We start from the raw sequence: 13,926 nt of genomic DNA on the forward strand, positions 1-13,926 counted from the left end.
TTTTATTTCACCTCTCCTTGGATTTCTTTTTCAAAAGAATTTGCAATAGCAAGCATTTTTTGATCTTCAAATCTTTTTCCAACAAATTGAAATCCAAAAGGTAGATTATCTATTTTCCCTGCTGGTACGCTTATAGCTGGTAATCCAGCTAAATTAGCAGGTATAGTAAATAAATCCATCATATAATAATCCAAAGGAGTTAATTTTTCATTTAATTTTGGAGGTAAAACTGGAACTGTTGGTAGTATAAAACTATCGTAATCTTTCAATATTTCATCCATCTTTTTTTCGATTATTTTCCTTACTTTTGAAGCTTTAGAAAAATAAGCGTCGTAATAAGCTGAGGAAAGGTTAAAAGTCCCCATCATAATTCTTCTTTTTACCTCTATACCAAAACCATCATCCCTTGTTTTTTGGTACATTTCAGTTAAGCCCTCTGCATCTGTTCTTGAACCATATCTTGCTCCATCAAACCTTGATAAATTTGATGAGGCTTCAGAGGTAGCAACAATGTAATATACAGAAATAGAGTATTCCAACTCTTTTAAATCCACTACATCAACAATTGCTCCTTTTGATTTTAACATTGAAATAATCTTATCAAAATGTTCTATTATCTTTTTATCTGCATTTTTGTTGTATACAAATTTTGGTACTACAAATTTTTTGCCTTCTAACTTTTCGTCGTTAATATTTTCTAATAAACTCTTGTTAAAATCTATTGTAGTCGAATCTTTTTCATCTTTACCTTTCATAATATCAGTAATTAGAGCAACATCCTTCACATTTTTACTAAATACTCCTATTTGATCTAATGAGGAAGCAAAGGCTGTTAACCCATATCTTGAAAGAATTCCATAAGAAGGCTTATAACCAACAACACCACAAAAAGATGCAGGTTGTCTAACAGATCCTCCAGTATCTGAACCCAAAGAAAACGGCACCATGTCTGCTGCAACAGCTGCAGCAGAACCTCCAGAACTTCCACCAGGTACTCTTTCTAAATCCACTGGATTTTTTACTGGACCAAAAGCTGAATATTCGTTAGAACTACCCATTGCAAATTCATCTAAATTTGTCTTTCCTATAACAGAAAAACCTTTTTCTAATAACTTTTTAACAACTGTGGCAGTATAAACCGAGTTGTAATTTTTCAATATTTTAGAGGCACAAGTTGTTTTAGTTCCCTCTATATTCATGTTGTCTTTAACAGCAAAAGGTATTCCATAATAAGGACCTTCTTTATTTCCCTCAACAAAAACATCGCTAATAAAGGCGTTTATTTCAGAATTTTTTTGTTCTAAAACTTTTTTGTATTCATCTATTTTGTTAGTTCCCTTTATCTCTTCAAGCATTTTTACTCCCCTTCCCTACAATTATTTCTTCTAAATCTTTTTCATCAATATTATATTCTTTTGAACACCATTCACATTTAACTTTTATTCCACCTTGTTTTTTCATGTCTTCTAATTCTTCTATATCAAAACTTACCAAAGAATTTTTTACTCTTTCATCATTACAATCACATTTGTATTGGGCATTTTTTTCTTCAATGTAATCCGATTCTCCAAAAATATTTATCAAATCTCTTAAGTCATTGCCTTTATCAAGATAAGAAGTAATAGGGGGTATACTCATAAACCTTTTTTCATAATCTATAAGTTCATTTTCGTTCATTGATTGATCAAGAATTTGAAGCATTATTCCGCCAGAAGCCCTGACTCCATCTTTATCCAAAAGAACCCCCAAGGAGACTGCAGAAGGTATCTGTTCTGCTTGATTCATATAATAAGCAATATCTTCTGCTATTTCCCCAGAAATGATCTCCACATTAGAAGTAACTGGATCCTTTAATTCCATATCCCTAATAACGTGAAGATTCCCTTCGCCTATTGCTTTTTGAACATCAAAATGGCCGTTTTCTTTAAACATGGCTTCTATTTTTTTATTTTTAATATAAGATTTTACATTTAAATTGTTATCTGATTTTGCAACTACTTCACCAGCTGGACCATCTCCATCAAAAAATATAGATACTTTTTCTTTTTCACTCATCCAAGTCCCAAGAAGTATGGCAGCAGTTGAAACCCTACCTAAGATAACAGTTGACATTGGATACAAATCATGTATTTTCTGCATATGAATTGTCATATTTGTTGAATCTACGGCAACAACTCTTACTTTATTATTTGCGAATCCAGCTTGAATAACTCTATTCACTTTACCACCTCGTTGTAAATTCAACTCCCTAATTTTAGAGGGATTAAATTGTTTTTTATATTTTTCTTTTTACTTATTTTATGTAATTTTTGAAAATTGATAAAAGATTACTTTATATAAATTTACAAGTTTAATATTTAGTACATGCCTCGCAAAATATAGACTTTTAGCATGAAAAATGCCGTTAATTTGTAGATCATCTCCAATTAAAATGTTATAAAATCAAATATTATTAAAGCTATAAAACTTGCTCCTACAACTCCTATTAACAAATAATGTATATATCTCCAAATCCTCCAAGAAGAGGTGGAAAATCTTATTGGTGTCAACCACCCAAAAGTAAACCCCGCGGCAAGACCGCCTATATGGGCAAAATTGTTTATACTTTGTGACGTAAATCCAAGAAAAACATTAATTAAAATTATTGGTAATAATGCAGTTCCCGTCATTCCTCTTAGCATTGTCGGTGTGTCATCTCTAAAACCAGCTCCAAACAAGAGACCTATTAACCCAAATATAGCTCCAGATGCACCAACTGAAAAACTACCTGGTATAATTAATTGTGTTAAAATATTTCCAACAACACCTGATATAATGAAAACAGAAAAATATTTATAAGGCCCGTATACTTTTTCCACTACATTTCCAAAATAAAATAAAGCAAACATATTAAACAAAATATGTAAAAATCCACCGTGAACAAACATACTCGTTATCAACCTTATCCATTGCCCTTCTGCTACCAGCGGACCGTATTGAGCACCAAAAATCAAAAGAATTCTTGGATCGTTGAACGCTGAAAGACCTCCGAATACAAACATTAAAATAAATATTAATACATTTGCTCCGATTAAATAATTAGTTATGGTTCTTTGCATTATTTCTCCTCCCTTGTTTGAAAAATAGCTGCAGATGCTGCTCCCAATATTCCTGCATTTTCTACTAAATCTGACTGTTCAATTCTATAAGTATCAATAAAACTTCTCATAATGTATTTCTTTACCCTTTCTCTTAAAGGCTTAAAAAGCGTTTCTCCTGCTTTTGACATTCCCCCACCTACTACTATCATTTCTGGGTTGAATATGTGTATGTAAGCGCCAAAAGCTCTTGCCATAGCATCTATTGTATCTTGTACGACAGTTTTTGCAAGATAATCCCCTTGTTCAAAAGCTTTAAAAACATGTTTAGATTCAATGTTTTCTATTGTTTGGGCCATTTTAAGAACCAAAGAATCTGGGTATCTTATAGCAAGTTCTTTTGCATGTCTTGCTACGGATTTTGCAGAAGCTATTGACTCAAGACAGCCTCTATTTCCACAACCACATAAAGGGCCATTTGGAATAACTACAATATGACCTAATTCTGCACCAATTCCGTCATTTCCTGTCATAAAAACCCCATGAGTAACTACGCCTGATCCAACCCCAGTTCCTAATGTTATAGCAACAAAGTTTTTCATCCCCTTTGCCTTGCCAAAATACCATTCGCCTAAGGTAAATGAATTTGCGTCATTTTCAACAAACACATCTTTGTTTGTTAGTTTATTTAGTTTTTTGGATAGTTTAAAATCATGCCATTCGGGAAAATTTGGAGAGAATCTTACTATACCCTTTTTTCTATCTATAGAACCTGGTGATCCTATTCCAATTGCATCTATATCAAGATCAGGAGAAAGACTTTTTACTACTTCATAAATATTTTCAACAATTTTATCAGGCCCTTTGTATACTTCTGTAGGCCTGCTTGTTTTCTTTAAAAGGCCTTTATCTTCATCAACAAGACCAGCCTTTATTTCTGTTCCTCCTAAATCTATTCCTATTAATTTCATCTTTATCACCATCCATTATCTTGTTTTTTTAAAATCTTTTATGAAAGCTATAATTATGGAAATGAAAGAAGAAAAAAAGTACAAAACTGTTTGTACAAAATATTGAAAAATATATTCTGATTGCGGATCACTCATTTTAGTAAAAAAATAGGTTGTGAAAACAAAACCTATTATTGAAGGAATATACTTATATAACGGAGAAATATCTTCGATTTTTGAAATTTTAACAGTTGCAATGACCAAAAAAGAAACCACTAATATGTTTAAAGCTAAAACTGCAATTATCATTTTTTCACCTCAATTGTTATAATTATCATATACATTATAATATATTTTTATTAATTATTAAAAACTTTTTTAAAAAGGAGGTATTAACGTTGAATATCGGATTAATTATGTCAGCTGGGAGAGGAGATCGTTCGGGTTTAAAATACCCTAAACAATTTTATAGGATAAAACATAAATCTATATTAAAAATATCTGTAGAAAAACTTTTTTACAACAAAAATATAGATGAAGTTATCATAGTCACCAATGACGAATTTTACAAAAAAACAGAAGAAGAGATAAGAAATATGGGAAATATAAAATTAGTAACAGGCGGAAAAACTAGACAAGAAAGTGTATTCAACGGTTTAAAATACATTAAAGAAAATTATAATAATGTAAAATTTGTTTTCATTCACGATTCAGCAAGACCTTTTATCAGTGAAAAACTTTTGAATAATGTATATCGAGGAGTTAAAGAAAATGATTCTGCCATTCCTGTTATAGATGCTACTGAAACTTTATCTTTTGTGGAAAAAGGGATAATTAAAAAAATGATCGATAGGAATAAAATCAAGATTCACCAAACGCCACAAGCCTTTAATTTTGAAAAAATTTTTTCGGCTTATGATGAATTAGATGGAAATTTACACAATTTCACTGATGATGCTTCAATATATTTGAATAAATATAATTCCGTTTATACTGTTAAAGGTGACAAAATGAATGTAAAATTAACTACTCCAGAAGACTTTGCTATTGGTGAGGTAATAGTAGACAAGAGAATTTAAAAAGAGGCGATATATAAATTAAAACCCGCATAAATGCGGGTTTTGTATTAAAAAGCAACTCCTATATTGACGTCTAATTTTAAACCTGTTATTGTTTCTGGTAATTGAGCTGTTGGTTCAGCAACCCAGTTAAAATGATATTCTAAACCACCGTTTACTATAAATCTGTTGTTTATCAAATAATAGTATGATATTCCTGGTTTTAAAGAAAATATGACATGTTGAGAATCCGGGTCAACATTATTTGTGGTTTCTTCAACGTCTAAAGCAATTAAGTTGTCCCTACCCATACCAACAAGAGCTTTTATCATTATCCCTTCGAATATGTTTTCAAAACTATAAAATACCCCAATTCTATAAAAAGCGTGTTTTACATGAGTAGAGCTGAATTCATCATCGTATACTTCAAATTCGTGCATCCAACCGCCGTTATCCATACTATTTGAAAAGGTCAACAAATCAATTTTAACATGCTTGTTTAGTAACAAGGCTAATGGATCTACCGCTATAGCTGTAGTTCTTCTTTCGAGCCCTCTTCTTTTTAAATCATCTATAAGTTCTTGAGGAATGAGTTGTGGTTCTACTTTTGGCTTTTGTTGAACAACTTCAGATTTTTCTTCTGGTTCAGAGGGATTCAAAAGAGCATTTATTTCTTCTACAGTTAAATCTTTTTCTGATATTTGAAAAATATCGTCTCTATCTATTTGATAACGAAACCCGTCAATAATTGCAACTATGTTTTCCTCATTTTCTTCTTCTATCTCCCCAATAAAATACATCCCATCTTCGAGTATTATCGTTGCTGAAAAACTGACCATTGTTAATAGAAGTACTATAAAAATTACTAAAAATGTTTTTTTCATAAAATACCCCCTTTTTTAACACATTATATCATAATATTTACTTTTTATTTATAATTTTATCAGTCAAATGTTTTTTATTATCTTTTGAAATATATCTATGCCAATATTTATCACTTTTGAAGAAGGTAAGAATTGTGGATTGTGTAAACCAAATTGTTGCCCTTCGTTTGTTCCAAGCCAAAACATAAAAGAAGGATATTTTTGGGTAAAAAATCCAAAATCTTCTCCTGTAAATTTGAATCCTACATCAGTTATTTTATATTCGTCTTTCAAAATTTCTTCTACCTTGTCATATAATTCCGCATCAACAATGACTTCTTTATAAAATGAGCCCATATCAAATGTTGTTTCAACACCTGTTATATTTTCTATCCCATTTAGAATATTTTTCATATTTTCTCTATACTTTTCACAAGATTTTGAATCTGTACTTCTTAAAGTTCCTTCAATTTTAGCCGTAGGAGCAATTATGTTTCTAACATTACCTGCTTGCATTTTACCAACACCAACAACCAAAGGAATTTCTGGATTTTTTGGCATTTTTTCTATTTGGTCTAAAAACATTCTTGCTGCGTCTAAAGCGTTTTTGCCTTTATCTGGTCTGGCACAATGAGCTGCAACTCCCTTGAAATCAACATCAAATTCCATGGCAGAAGCAAACAATGTTCCTTTTGTGGATGAAATAGTACCAAGGTCGTATTCATCAGTAACATGCAACGCAAAAGCGTTTTTTATTTTATATTTATCAAGAAAACCTGTTTTTAATATTTTTTCTGCACCACCACCATGCTCTTCAGCAGGCTGAAAAACAAATATTAGATTCTTTTTAATGTCATTCTTCATAACTTCTAAAATAGTTCCATAAAGAATAGATGAATGCACATCATGTCCACATGCATGCATGTTGTTGTTTTTAGAAGAGAAATCTACACCTGTTTTTTCTTTTATTGGAAGAGCGTCTATATCTGCTCTAAAAAGAGTGTATTCTTCTCCTAAATTTTGTGTATACACGCATATCAAACCAGTTTCAAGAAGACGAAATAGTTCTAAGTTGGAGTTGTATTTTTCTTTTGCCTTTCTTATGTTATCTACTATAAATTGTGTTGTTTTATATTCGTTAAAAGCGACTTCTGGAATTTTATGCAATTCTTCCCTAAATTCTTTTGGAGATAATATCATAATATACACCTCAATCTTTCTACAATTTTGTCTATCTCAGAATAAGTTATATTCAAAGCTGGAAGAAGTCTAATTACTTTATTCTGCAAAACATTTATTAATAGACCATTTTTTATTCCTTTTTCAATTAAGCCTTCATCACTCTCTTTTAACTCTATCCCTACCATTAAACCTTTGCCCCTTATTTCTTTAATTTTATCAGATTTAATTGTTTCTAATTTTTTAATTAAATAAGTCCCTTTTTCATTTATTTCTCCATTTATTTTTTGAAGTTCTTCTAAAACAATTTTTGAAGCTGCGATGGCCAAAGGATTCGGGGCAAAAGTAGAACCGTGATCTCCTTTTTCAAGATGTTTTGCTATCTTATCTTTCATAACAACTGCACCAAGGGGTATCCCCCCACCAAGTGCTTTAGCAAGGGTAATTATATCTGGTTCTACATCAAATTCCTCGAAAGCATACTTGTATCCTGTTCTGTACAGTCCGGATTGTATTTCATCTGCAATTAAAATAGAATTATTTTTTAATGAATATTCACGTATTAAATCAATAAAATCTCTATCTATTAGTTTTATTCCTCCTGAACCTTGGATCACTTCAAAAACAATAGCCTTTATATCTTTAATTTTAGAAAATATATTTTTCAATTCTTCTAAATTGTTGAACTCACATTTTATTGTGTTTGGCAATAAAGGTTTAAATGGCTTAGTTAAATTTTCAAATCCATTCACAGACAATGCCCCCAGTGTTCTTCCATGAAAAGAGTTTGAAAAATAAAGAATTTTTGAATCACCAATTATCTTTTTAACAGTTTTTAGCGCAAATTCCATTGACTCTGTACCCGAATTTGTAAAAAACACCTTTTCATCTTTATCAGTGAGAAGTTCAGCAACCTCCTCTGTGTTTTCATCGAGGAAAAAATTAGACAAATGAGAATGTTTTTTTAGTTTTTTTATTATAGCCTCATTAACTTTTTTGTTTGTGTGTCCAAGCGCCATTACACCTATTCCGGAGAATGTGTCTATATATTTATTTCCATTAATATCATATATATATATTCCTTCAGCACTTTTTACATTTATTTTATATGGAGTGTACATTTCTAAATATCTCATAATTCAAATTCCTCAGTTAATTCTTTTACTGCTTTTTCTTTATATTTTTCTTCTATCAAGCAAGAAATTTTTATTTCCGAAGTAGTAACCAACTTTATTGGAATGGAATTCAGTCTACTAAAGAACCTATATGCCACTCCTTTTTCTTTTTTCATTCCCAATCCAACTATAGATAATTTAGTGAGTTTATCTTTATATTCCACTGTTATTCTATCATGTTCTGATGTGTATTTATCTAAATAATTTTTTACTTCTTCTATGCTTTCATCTACTACAGAAAACGACATATCAATACTTTTTTCATGGTATATGATACTTATCATATCTATGTTTATATTGTATTTTGATGCCGATTCGAAAATATCGTTTACAAATTTATAGTTATTTGGTAAATTCAAAACATTTACTTGTATTTGGTTATCGTCAAGGCTCAATCCTGTTACCACAGGAGCTTCAAAACCTACATCCATTATTACACTTCCTTTTTCATCGCTAAATGATGCTCCACAATATATCTTAGTTTTGTATTTTTTTGCCAATTCAACTGCTCTTGAATGCAACACTTTAGCTCCTAATTTTGACATTTCCAACATTTCATCATATGAAATAACAGATATCTTTTTTGCTTTAGGGTATTCTTTTGGATCAACTGTGTATATACCTGGGAAATCAGAGTATATCTCACAATCTGTGTTAAATATAGAGGCTACAGCTACTGCTGAAGTATCTGAACCGCCTCTGCCCAAAGTGGTGTAATCTCCATCATCTGTAACCCCCTGAAAACCTGTCAAAACAAGAATATCGTTATCCTTTAAATGCTTTTCTATTTTATTTTTATCAAAATCTTGTATTATAGCCTTTGTATATGATTCATTTGTGGTAATCCCAGCATGATGAGCGTTTATAGATTTTGCTTTTAAACCTAAGTCAGATAATGCTATGGACATTAATGATGCTGTTATTTGCTCTCCAGTAGTTAACAACATGTCCATTTCTCTGGGGTTTTTAGAATCTGAAATTTCTTTAGCTAAATTTGTTAACTCATCAGTTGTTTTTCCCATGGCAGAAACAACAATTATCATTTTTTCGTATTCTTCGAACCTTTTTGATATTTTTTTTGCTATAGCTTTAATTTTATCAGCAGATGAAAGTGAGCTTCCACCATATTTTTGAACTAATATATTCAAATTAACACTCCCTATAACTGCCTCAAACTTAAAATCATTTGAGTTTTTGCCTTTGTTTTCATGTCTATTTTTTTTATTTCTTTTGCAGGGACTCCTGCAACCAAGGTATTTTTTGGAACATCGTTTACAACAACAGATCCCGCTGCCACAACAGAACCTTTACCTATTTTCACACCTTCTAAAACTACTGCATTGGCACCAATCAAAACATCATCTTCAACCACTACTGGATCAGCGCTGGGAGGTTCTATAACTCCTGCCAAAACAGTTCCGGCTCCTATATGGCAATTTTCCCCTACAGTGGCCCTACCTCCCAAAACAACGTTCATATCGATCATAGTGTTTTTACCAATTTGAGCACCAATATTCAAAACAGCTCCCATCATTATCACACAGCCATCACCAATTTCAACCATATCTCTTATGTGTACTCCAGGTTCTATTCTTGCGTTAAATTTAGAATAATCGGCCAATGGAATAGCAGAATTCAATCTATCCATTTCAACTCTATAGCTATCTAAATCATCTTTTAAAGATTCCTTTATTTCTGCCAAATCTTTATACTCGCAAAAAACAACTCCCGAAATTTCATCTCCATAGTATTCGTATGTAGATAATATTTTATCCAAATTTTTTCCTCTTATATAGAGTTTTATTGGCGTTTTCTTCTCTGAGTTTGATATAAAATCTATTATTTCTTTTGAGTTCATAATTATTCTCCTTTATCTCATTAAAATTTCTTTGAATGTATATAGTCCATTTTCTAAATTATTTATTCTTTTGGCACTTAATAACACACCTTTTGTAAAAGCTTCTCTTGAATATGCTCTGTGTGTTAGTTTTATTATTTCCCCAGTGGTTGCAAATTCAATTTCATGTTCACCAAATTCCGAACCAAGTCTTTTAGAATGGATTTCTTCAACCTCTTTATCTATAATGTTTTTTAACAAAATAGCTGTTCCAGATGGTTTGTCTTTTTTGAACCTATGATGAGTTTCGGTAATCTCAATATCATAAGAATCGTCAATAAAGTCGTTCATCTTTTTCAAAAGTTCTGTCATAATGTTTATACCTATTGAAAAGTTAAAGCTCTGTATGACAGGTACTTTTTTTGATATTTCCCTTAGTTTTTCAAAATCATTTTCATCTAATCCCGTTGTCCCAATTATTAGAGGGACTTCTTTCTCTTCTATAATTCTTAGCGTTTCTAAAAAAGCACTTTTAATCGAAAAATCTATTATTATTTCAGGTTTTTCTATTTCTTCTTCCTTTTCAGAATCTTTCCAATAAACTAATTTATGCCCATTTTTATCAAACAGTTCCTTTATAGCTTTTCCCATTTTCCCAGAATAACCTATTAGACCGTATTTCATATCATTCCCAACTTTCTCATTTCTTGTAATATTAACTCTTCTTTTTCTTTTGATAATTTAAATAAAGGTTTTCTTAGATTGTTGTTTGACAATCCAATTTTTGACATCGCAAATTTTATTGGAATGGGGTTTACATCTATAAACATCAAATTCATCAAATTCAAATATTTATAAAAAATTTCTCTTGCTTTTTGATAATCGCTTTCAAATATATTAGTTGTTATCTGTTTCATAGCTTTTGGAGCCAAATTTGAAAATACTGATATAACTCCGTCTCCTCCTGAAAGAATTAGAGGAAAAGCTTGATCATCGTTACCAGATAAAACCTTCATTTTGGAAGAACAAAGATTTATTGTCTTCAAAACCTGGCTCATATCACCACTTGCTTCTTTAATTGCCACTATATTTTCTATTTTGGATAGTTCTTTTGCAGTTTCAGGCAATATGTTAACCCCTGTTCTTGAAGGGACATTGTAGAGTATTATTGGTAGACTTGTATTTTCTGCTATATAGTTATAATTTTTTACAAGTCCTGCTTGATTTGTTTTGTTGTAATAAGGGGTTACAATTAACAAACCATCTGCTCCATCTTCCTCAGCTATTTTGTTGAGCTTAAGTACTTTTTCGGTGTCATTTGAACCTGTCCCAACTATAACTGGTACTTGACCATTGGACATTTTGACAGCTATCTTAGTTAATTCTCTTCTCTCTTCAATTGAAATTGTTGGAGATTCTCCAGTAGTTCCTAAAACTATCAAAGCATCTATTTCATTCTGTATTTGAAATTCAAGCAAAGCTTCGTATTTTTTGTAATCTATTTCCCCATTGTCTTTAAAAGGGGTTATTAAAGCTGTTCCAACACCTCTAAACATATTAAAGACCTCCTATAATTGTTTTTGTATAATCCTCGTAAGTTTCGTCTCTTCTTATTTTTTTTATCTTTTTATCTTTGGTATATAGATATTCCGCGTGCCTGAGTTTCCCATTATAGTTAAACCCCATGGAATGTCCATGTGCACCTGTATCGTGTATTGCCAGTAAATTTCCTTCTGAAGTAAATGGAAGAACCCTACTTACAGCAAATTTATCGTTGTTTTCACAAAGTGACCCGACAACATCGTATTTCTCTTCTTCATTAGTTTCAAAGGATAGATTGGTTATATGGTGATAACTACCATACATCCCAGGCCTCATGAGATCTGCCATTGTAGCGTCAACCCCCAAAAAATTTTTAAAAGTTTTCTTTTTCTTTATCACCTTTGTTACTAAGTATCCTGAATCACCTGTTACATATCTTCCGGATTCTGTAAATATTTTTGGTTTTTTATCAGTATGTTTAAAAAATTTTTCGTAGTTTTCTTTTATGCTTAAGGAAATTTCTTCCAAGTCTATTTTTTCTTCTGGCTTGTAAGGAATTCCAATTCCACCACCTATATTTACAAAGTCAATTATTATTCCACATTCATCTTGAATATCTTTTGCAAACTCGAATATTGATTCTGTATAGTTTGAAAACATCTTGGGATTTTTTTCATTTGAAACTACCATTGTGTGTAACCCGATTTTTTCAAAACCTTTTTTATAAAGAAAATTTACTGCCTTTTTAATTTGCTCTTTTGTTGATCCAAATTTTGATTCTGTAGAATCTCCTATTATCTTGTTTTTAACGCCACCTGGATTTAATCTAAAACTTATTTTTTTTGGGGTCATCTTTTTTTCAAAAAGTTCAAAAATATCTTCATACCAATCGATATTTATTATACAGTTGTTTTTAATTGCAAATTCGTATTCTTCCAATGTTGTAAGGTTTGAAGTGAACATGATGTCTTTACCTTCAAACCCTGAATCTATTGCTAATTTTATCTCATTAATAGATGCTGCGTCGACTCCACATTTATTTTCTTTCATTATTTTTAGTATGTGTGGGTTAGGATTCGCTTTAATGGCAAAAAATTGCTTGTAATCAGCCCAAACAAAAGCATTTTTTAGCTTATCTATTTTACTTAATATAGTACTTTCATCGTAAATGTTGAAAGGTGTTCCATTTTTATTTGCTATTTCAGACAGAACATCTTTTGGGATGCTTACATCTTTCATAAATCTACTCCATTTATTTCAATGTGTTTTTTCATTATTCTTACAGCATTTGTTGCTGCACCAACTCTAACGTTGTTCGCCATGACCCAAATTAAAAATGTTCTTTCGTTTAACTGTCTCAACCGTGATACATAAGTCATTTTATCGTTTTCAATTTCCAGTGGAGTTATAATTTCATTATTAAACACAACATTTTCTGAATTTGCTATTAAATCCTCAACTAATTGAATATTTGTACTTTTTTTTGTCTTAAAAGTTATGGATTCTGAATGACCATAAACTACCGGAACTCTAACTGCGGTTGGAATGACTATTATTTCATCGTCTTCGTATATTTTTATAGTTTCATTAACCATTTTCATTTCTTCTGTTGTGAATCCATTTTCTTCATAATCACCAATTTTTGGAATTACGTTTCTATGAATTTCCTTTTCAAAATGTTTTGAAACTTTGTGTCCTTTTTCTTGAGAAATTAATTCTTGAATTCCTTTGTTTCCAGCTCCAGATACAGCTTGGTAAGTAGAAACATTGATTTCCTCTATTTTTAACTCTCTCTGAACGTTATTCAAAGCCAAAAGCATTTGAATTGTCGAACAGTTTGGGTTTGCTATAATCCCTCCATAACCTTTTAACTTATGACTGTTTATCTCTGGTACAACCAGAGGGATTTCCTTTTCCATCCTAAATGCTGATGAATTATCTATAACCACGCTACCGCTATCTGCAGCAATTGGAGCAAAGCGACTTGATATGTCTCCACCAGCCGAAAAAAGAACATAATCATATTCTTTTTTCATGGATTCTTCTTTCAGTTCTTTAACTACTAATTCTCTATCATTGTATTCAAGAATTTCTCCCTCACTTTTTTTGCTTGCATACAAATCTAAGTCCTTTAAATTCAGATCTGATAACTCATCTACTATTTTTCTACCAACTTCTCCTGTTGCACCTACTACTGCTACTTTCATAGTTACACCTCCGAAAAATAAAAAACTCCCCTATTAAA

The 13,926-nt window shown here is 31.1% G+C and carries 15 protein-coding genes; 1 reads left to right on the forward strand and 14 read right to left on the reverse strand.

What is annotated here, in order from left to right; all coding sequences use genetic code 11:
* Positions 1 to 2: 2 nt before the first annotated feature.
* From gatA to BLS00_RS06990, 5 genes are all read right to left on the reverse strand, one after another.
* Positions 3 to 1,355 (reverse strand): Asp-tRNA(Asn)/Glu-tRNA(Gln) amidotransferase subunit GatA, encoded by a 1,353-nt coding sequence (gene gatA / locus BLS00_RS06970; protein ID WP_091404094.1) that lies wholly within the window; start codon positions 1,353 to 1,355, stop codon positions 3 to 5.
* Positions 1,348 to 2,220, reverse strand: a complete 873-nt coding sequence (gene hslO / locus BLS00_RS06975; RefSeq protein ID WP_176759863.1) for an Hsp33 family molecular chaperone HslO — start codon at positions 2,218 to 2,220, stop codon at positions 1,348 to 1,350. Before hslO ends, gatA begins: the two co-directional genes overlap by 8 nt.
* A 206-nt stretch (positions 2,221 to 2,426) precedes the next feature.
* A complete protein-coding gene (locus BLS00_RS06980; protein WP_091404100.1) occupies positions 2,427 to 3,098 on the reverse strand; it encodes a rhomboid family intramembrane serine protease in 672 nt (223 codons plus the stop codon).
* Entirely contained in the window at positions 3,098 to 4,048 is a 951-nt protein-coding gene (locus tag BLS00_RS06985; protein ID WP_091404102.1) for an ROK family protein, read from the reverse strand. Before BLS00_RS06985 ends, BLS00_RS06980 begins: the two co-directional genes overlap by 1 nt.
* A gap of 15 nt (positions 4,049 to 4,063) precedes the next feature.
* Positions 4,064 to 4,336, reverse strand: coding sequence for a hypothetical protein (locus tag BLS00_RS06990; RefSeq protein ID WP_091404105.1), 273 nt, complete (start codon positions 4,334 to 4,336; stop codon positions 4,064 to 4,066).
* An 89-nt stretch (positions 4,337 to 4,425) separates the two neighbouring features.
* Here BLS00_RS06990 and ispD point away from each other — a divergent pair, with 89 nt between their 5' ends.
* Positions 4,426 to 5,106, forward strand: a complete 681-nt coding sequence (ispD, locus tag BLS00_RS06995) for a 2-C-methyl-D-erythritol 4-phosphate cytidylyltransferase (protein WP_091404107.1) — start codon at positions 4,426 to 4,428, stop codon at positions 5,104 to 5,106.
* A 47-nt stretch (positions 5,107 to 5,153) separates the two neighbouring features.
* Here the strand turns inward: ispD and BLS00_RS07000 are convergent, their stop codons facing one another.
* The 9 genes from BLS00_RS07000 to BLS00_RS07040 all read right to left on the reverse strand — a co-directional run bounded on the left by BLS00_RS07000 (position 5,154) and on the right by BLS00_RS07040 (position 13,888).
* On the reverse strand, positions 5,154 to 5,969 hold the full coding sequence (locus tag BLS00_RS07000) for a hypothetical protein (protein WP_091404109.1): 816 nt from the start codon (positions 5,967 to 5,969) through the stop codon (positions 5,154 to 5,156).
* Positions 5,970 to 6,032: 63 nt separating this feature from the next.
* A complete protein-coding gene (locus BLS00_RS07005) occupies positions 6,033 to 7,148 on the reverse strand; it encodes an amidohydrolase (protein WP_091404112.1) in 1,116 nt (371 codons plus the stop codon).
* Positions 7,145 to 8,263, reverse strand: coding sequence for an aspartate aminotransferase family protein (locus BLS00_RS07010; RefSeq protein WP_091404116.1), 1,119 nt, complete (start codon positions 8,261 to 8,263; stop codon positions 7,145 to 7,147). Before BLS00_RS07010 ends, BLS00_RS07005 begins: the two co-directional genes overlap by 4 nt.
* Positions 8,260 to 9,450, reverse strand: coding sequence for an aspartate kinase (locus tag BLS00_RS07015; protein WP_091404118.1), 1,191 nt, complete (start codon positions 9,448 to 9,450; stop codon positions 8,260 to 8,262). The genes BLS00_RS07010 and BLS00_RS07015 overlap by 4 nt, the downstream gene beginning before the upstream one ends.
* Positions 9,451 to 9,461: 11 nt before the next feature.
* On the reverse strand, positions 9,462 to 10,160 hold the full coding sequence (dapD, locus tag BLS00_RS07020; RefSeq protein ID WP_091404120.1) for a 2,3,4,5-tetrahydropyridine-2,6-dicarboxylate N-acetyltransferase: 699 nt from the start codon (positions 10,158 to 10,160) through the stop codon (positions 9,462 to 9,464).
* A 12-nt stretch (positions 10,161 to 10,172) separates the two neighbouring features.
* On the reverse strand, positions 10,173 to 10,823 hold the full coding sequence (locus BLS00_RS07025) for a 4-hydroxy-tetrahydrodipicolinate reductase (protein WP_091404122.1): 651 nt from the start codon (positions 10,821 to 10,823) through the stop codon (positions 10,173 to 10,175).
* The gene (gene dapA, locus BLS00_RS07030; RefSeq protein WP_091404125.1) at positions 10,820 to 11,695 is read right to left on the reverse strand and encodes a 4-hydroxy-tetrahydrodipicolinate synthase; all 876 of its coding nucleotides are present in this window, start codon (positions 11,693 to 11,695) and stop codon (positions 10,820 to 10,822) included. The genes BLS00_RS07025 and dapA overlap by 4 nt, the downstream gene beginning before the upstream one ends.
* A 1-nt stretch (position 11,696) precedes the next feature.
* Positions 11,697 to 12,920, reverse strand: coding sequence for a diaminopimelate decarboxylase (lysA, locus tag BLS00_RS07035; protein WP_091404127.1), 1,224 nt, complete (start codon positions 12,918 to 12,920; stop codon positions 11,697 to 11,699).
* On the reverse strand, positions 12,917 to 13,888 hold the full coding sequence (locus tag BLS00_RS07040; protein WP_091404129.1) for an aspartate-semialdehyde dehydrogenase: 972 nt from the start codon (positions 13,886 to 13,888) through the stop codon (positions 12,917 to 12,919). Before BLS00_RS07040 ends, lysA begins: the two co-directional genes overlap by 4 nt.
* Between the last annotated feature and the right edge of the window lie 38 nt (positions 13,889 to 13,926).

It is taken from the genome of Geotoga petraea (genome assembly GCF_900102615.1).
Classification (GTDB): Bacteria; Thermotogota; Thermotogae; order Petrotogales; family Petrotogaceae; genus Geotoga; species Geotoga petraea.

Bases quoted from the DNA above. Each gene is read 5' to 3' on its own strand.
- dapA (WP_091404125.1), bottom strand. From the start codon at position 11,695: ATGTTTAGAGGTGTTGGAACAGCTTTAATAACCCCTTTTAAAGACAAT.
- BLS00_RS06990 (WP_091404105.1), bottom strand. From the start codon at position 4,336: ATGATAATTGCAGTTTTAGCTTTAAACATATTAGTGGTTTCTTTTTTG.
- BLS00_RS07000 (WP_091404109.1), bottom strand. From the start codon at position 5,969: ATGAAAAAAACATTTTTAGTAATTTTTATAGTACTTCTATTAACAATG.
- BLS00_RS07040 (WP_091404129.1), bottom strand. From the start codon at position 13,888: ATGAAAGTAGCAGTAGTAGGTGCAACAGGAGAAGTTGGTAGAAAAATA.
- gatA (WP_091404094.1), bottom strand. From the start codon at position 1,355: ATGCTTGAAGAGATAAAGGGAACTAACAAAATAGATGAATACAAAAAA.
- BLS00_RS07010 (WP_091404116.1), bottom strand. From the start codon at position 8,263: ATGAGATATTTAGAAATGTACACTCCATATAAAATAAATGTAAAAAGT.
- BLS00_RS06980 (WP_091404100.1), bottom strand. From the start codon at position 3,098: ATGCAAAGAACCATAACTAATTATTTAATCGGAGCAAATGTATTAATA.
- lysA (WP_091404127.1), bottom strand. From the start codon at position 12,920: ATGAAAGATGTAAGCATCCCAAAAGATGTTCTGTCTGAAATAGCAAAT.
- BLS00_RS07025 (WP_091404122.1), bottom strand. From the start codon at position 10,823: ATGAAATACGGTCTAATAGGTTATTCTGGGAAAATGGGAAAAGCTATA.
- BLS00_RS07005 (WP_091404112.1), bottom strand. From the start codon at position 7,148: ATGATATTATCTCCAAAAGAATTTAGGGAAGAATTGCATAAAATTCCA.
- BLS00_RS06985 (WP_091404102.1), bottom strand. From the start codon at position 4,048: ATGAAATTAATAGGAATAGATTTAGGAGGAACAGAAATAAAGGCTGGT.
- dapD (WP_091404120.1), bottom strand. From the start codon at position 10,160: ATGAACTCAAAAGAAATAATAGATTTTATATCAAACTCAGAGAAGAAA.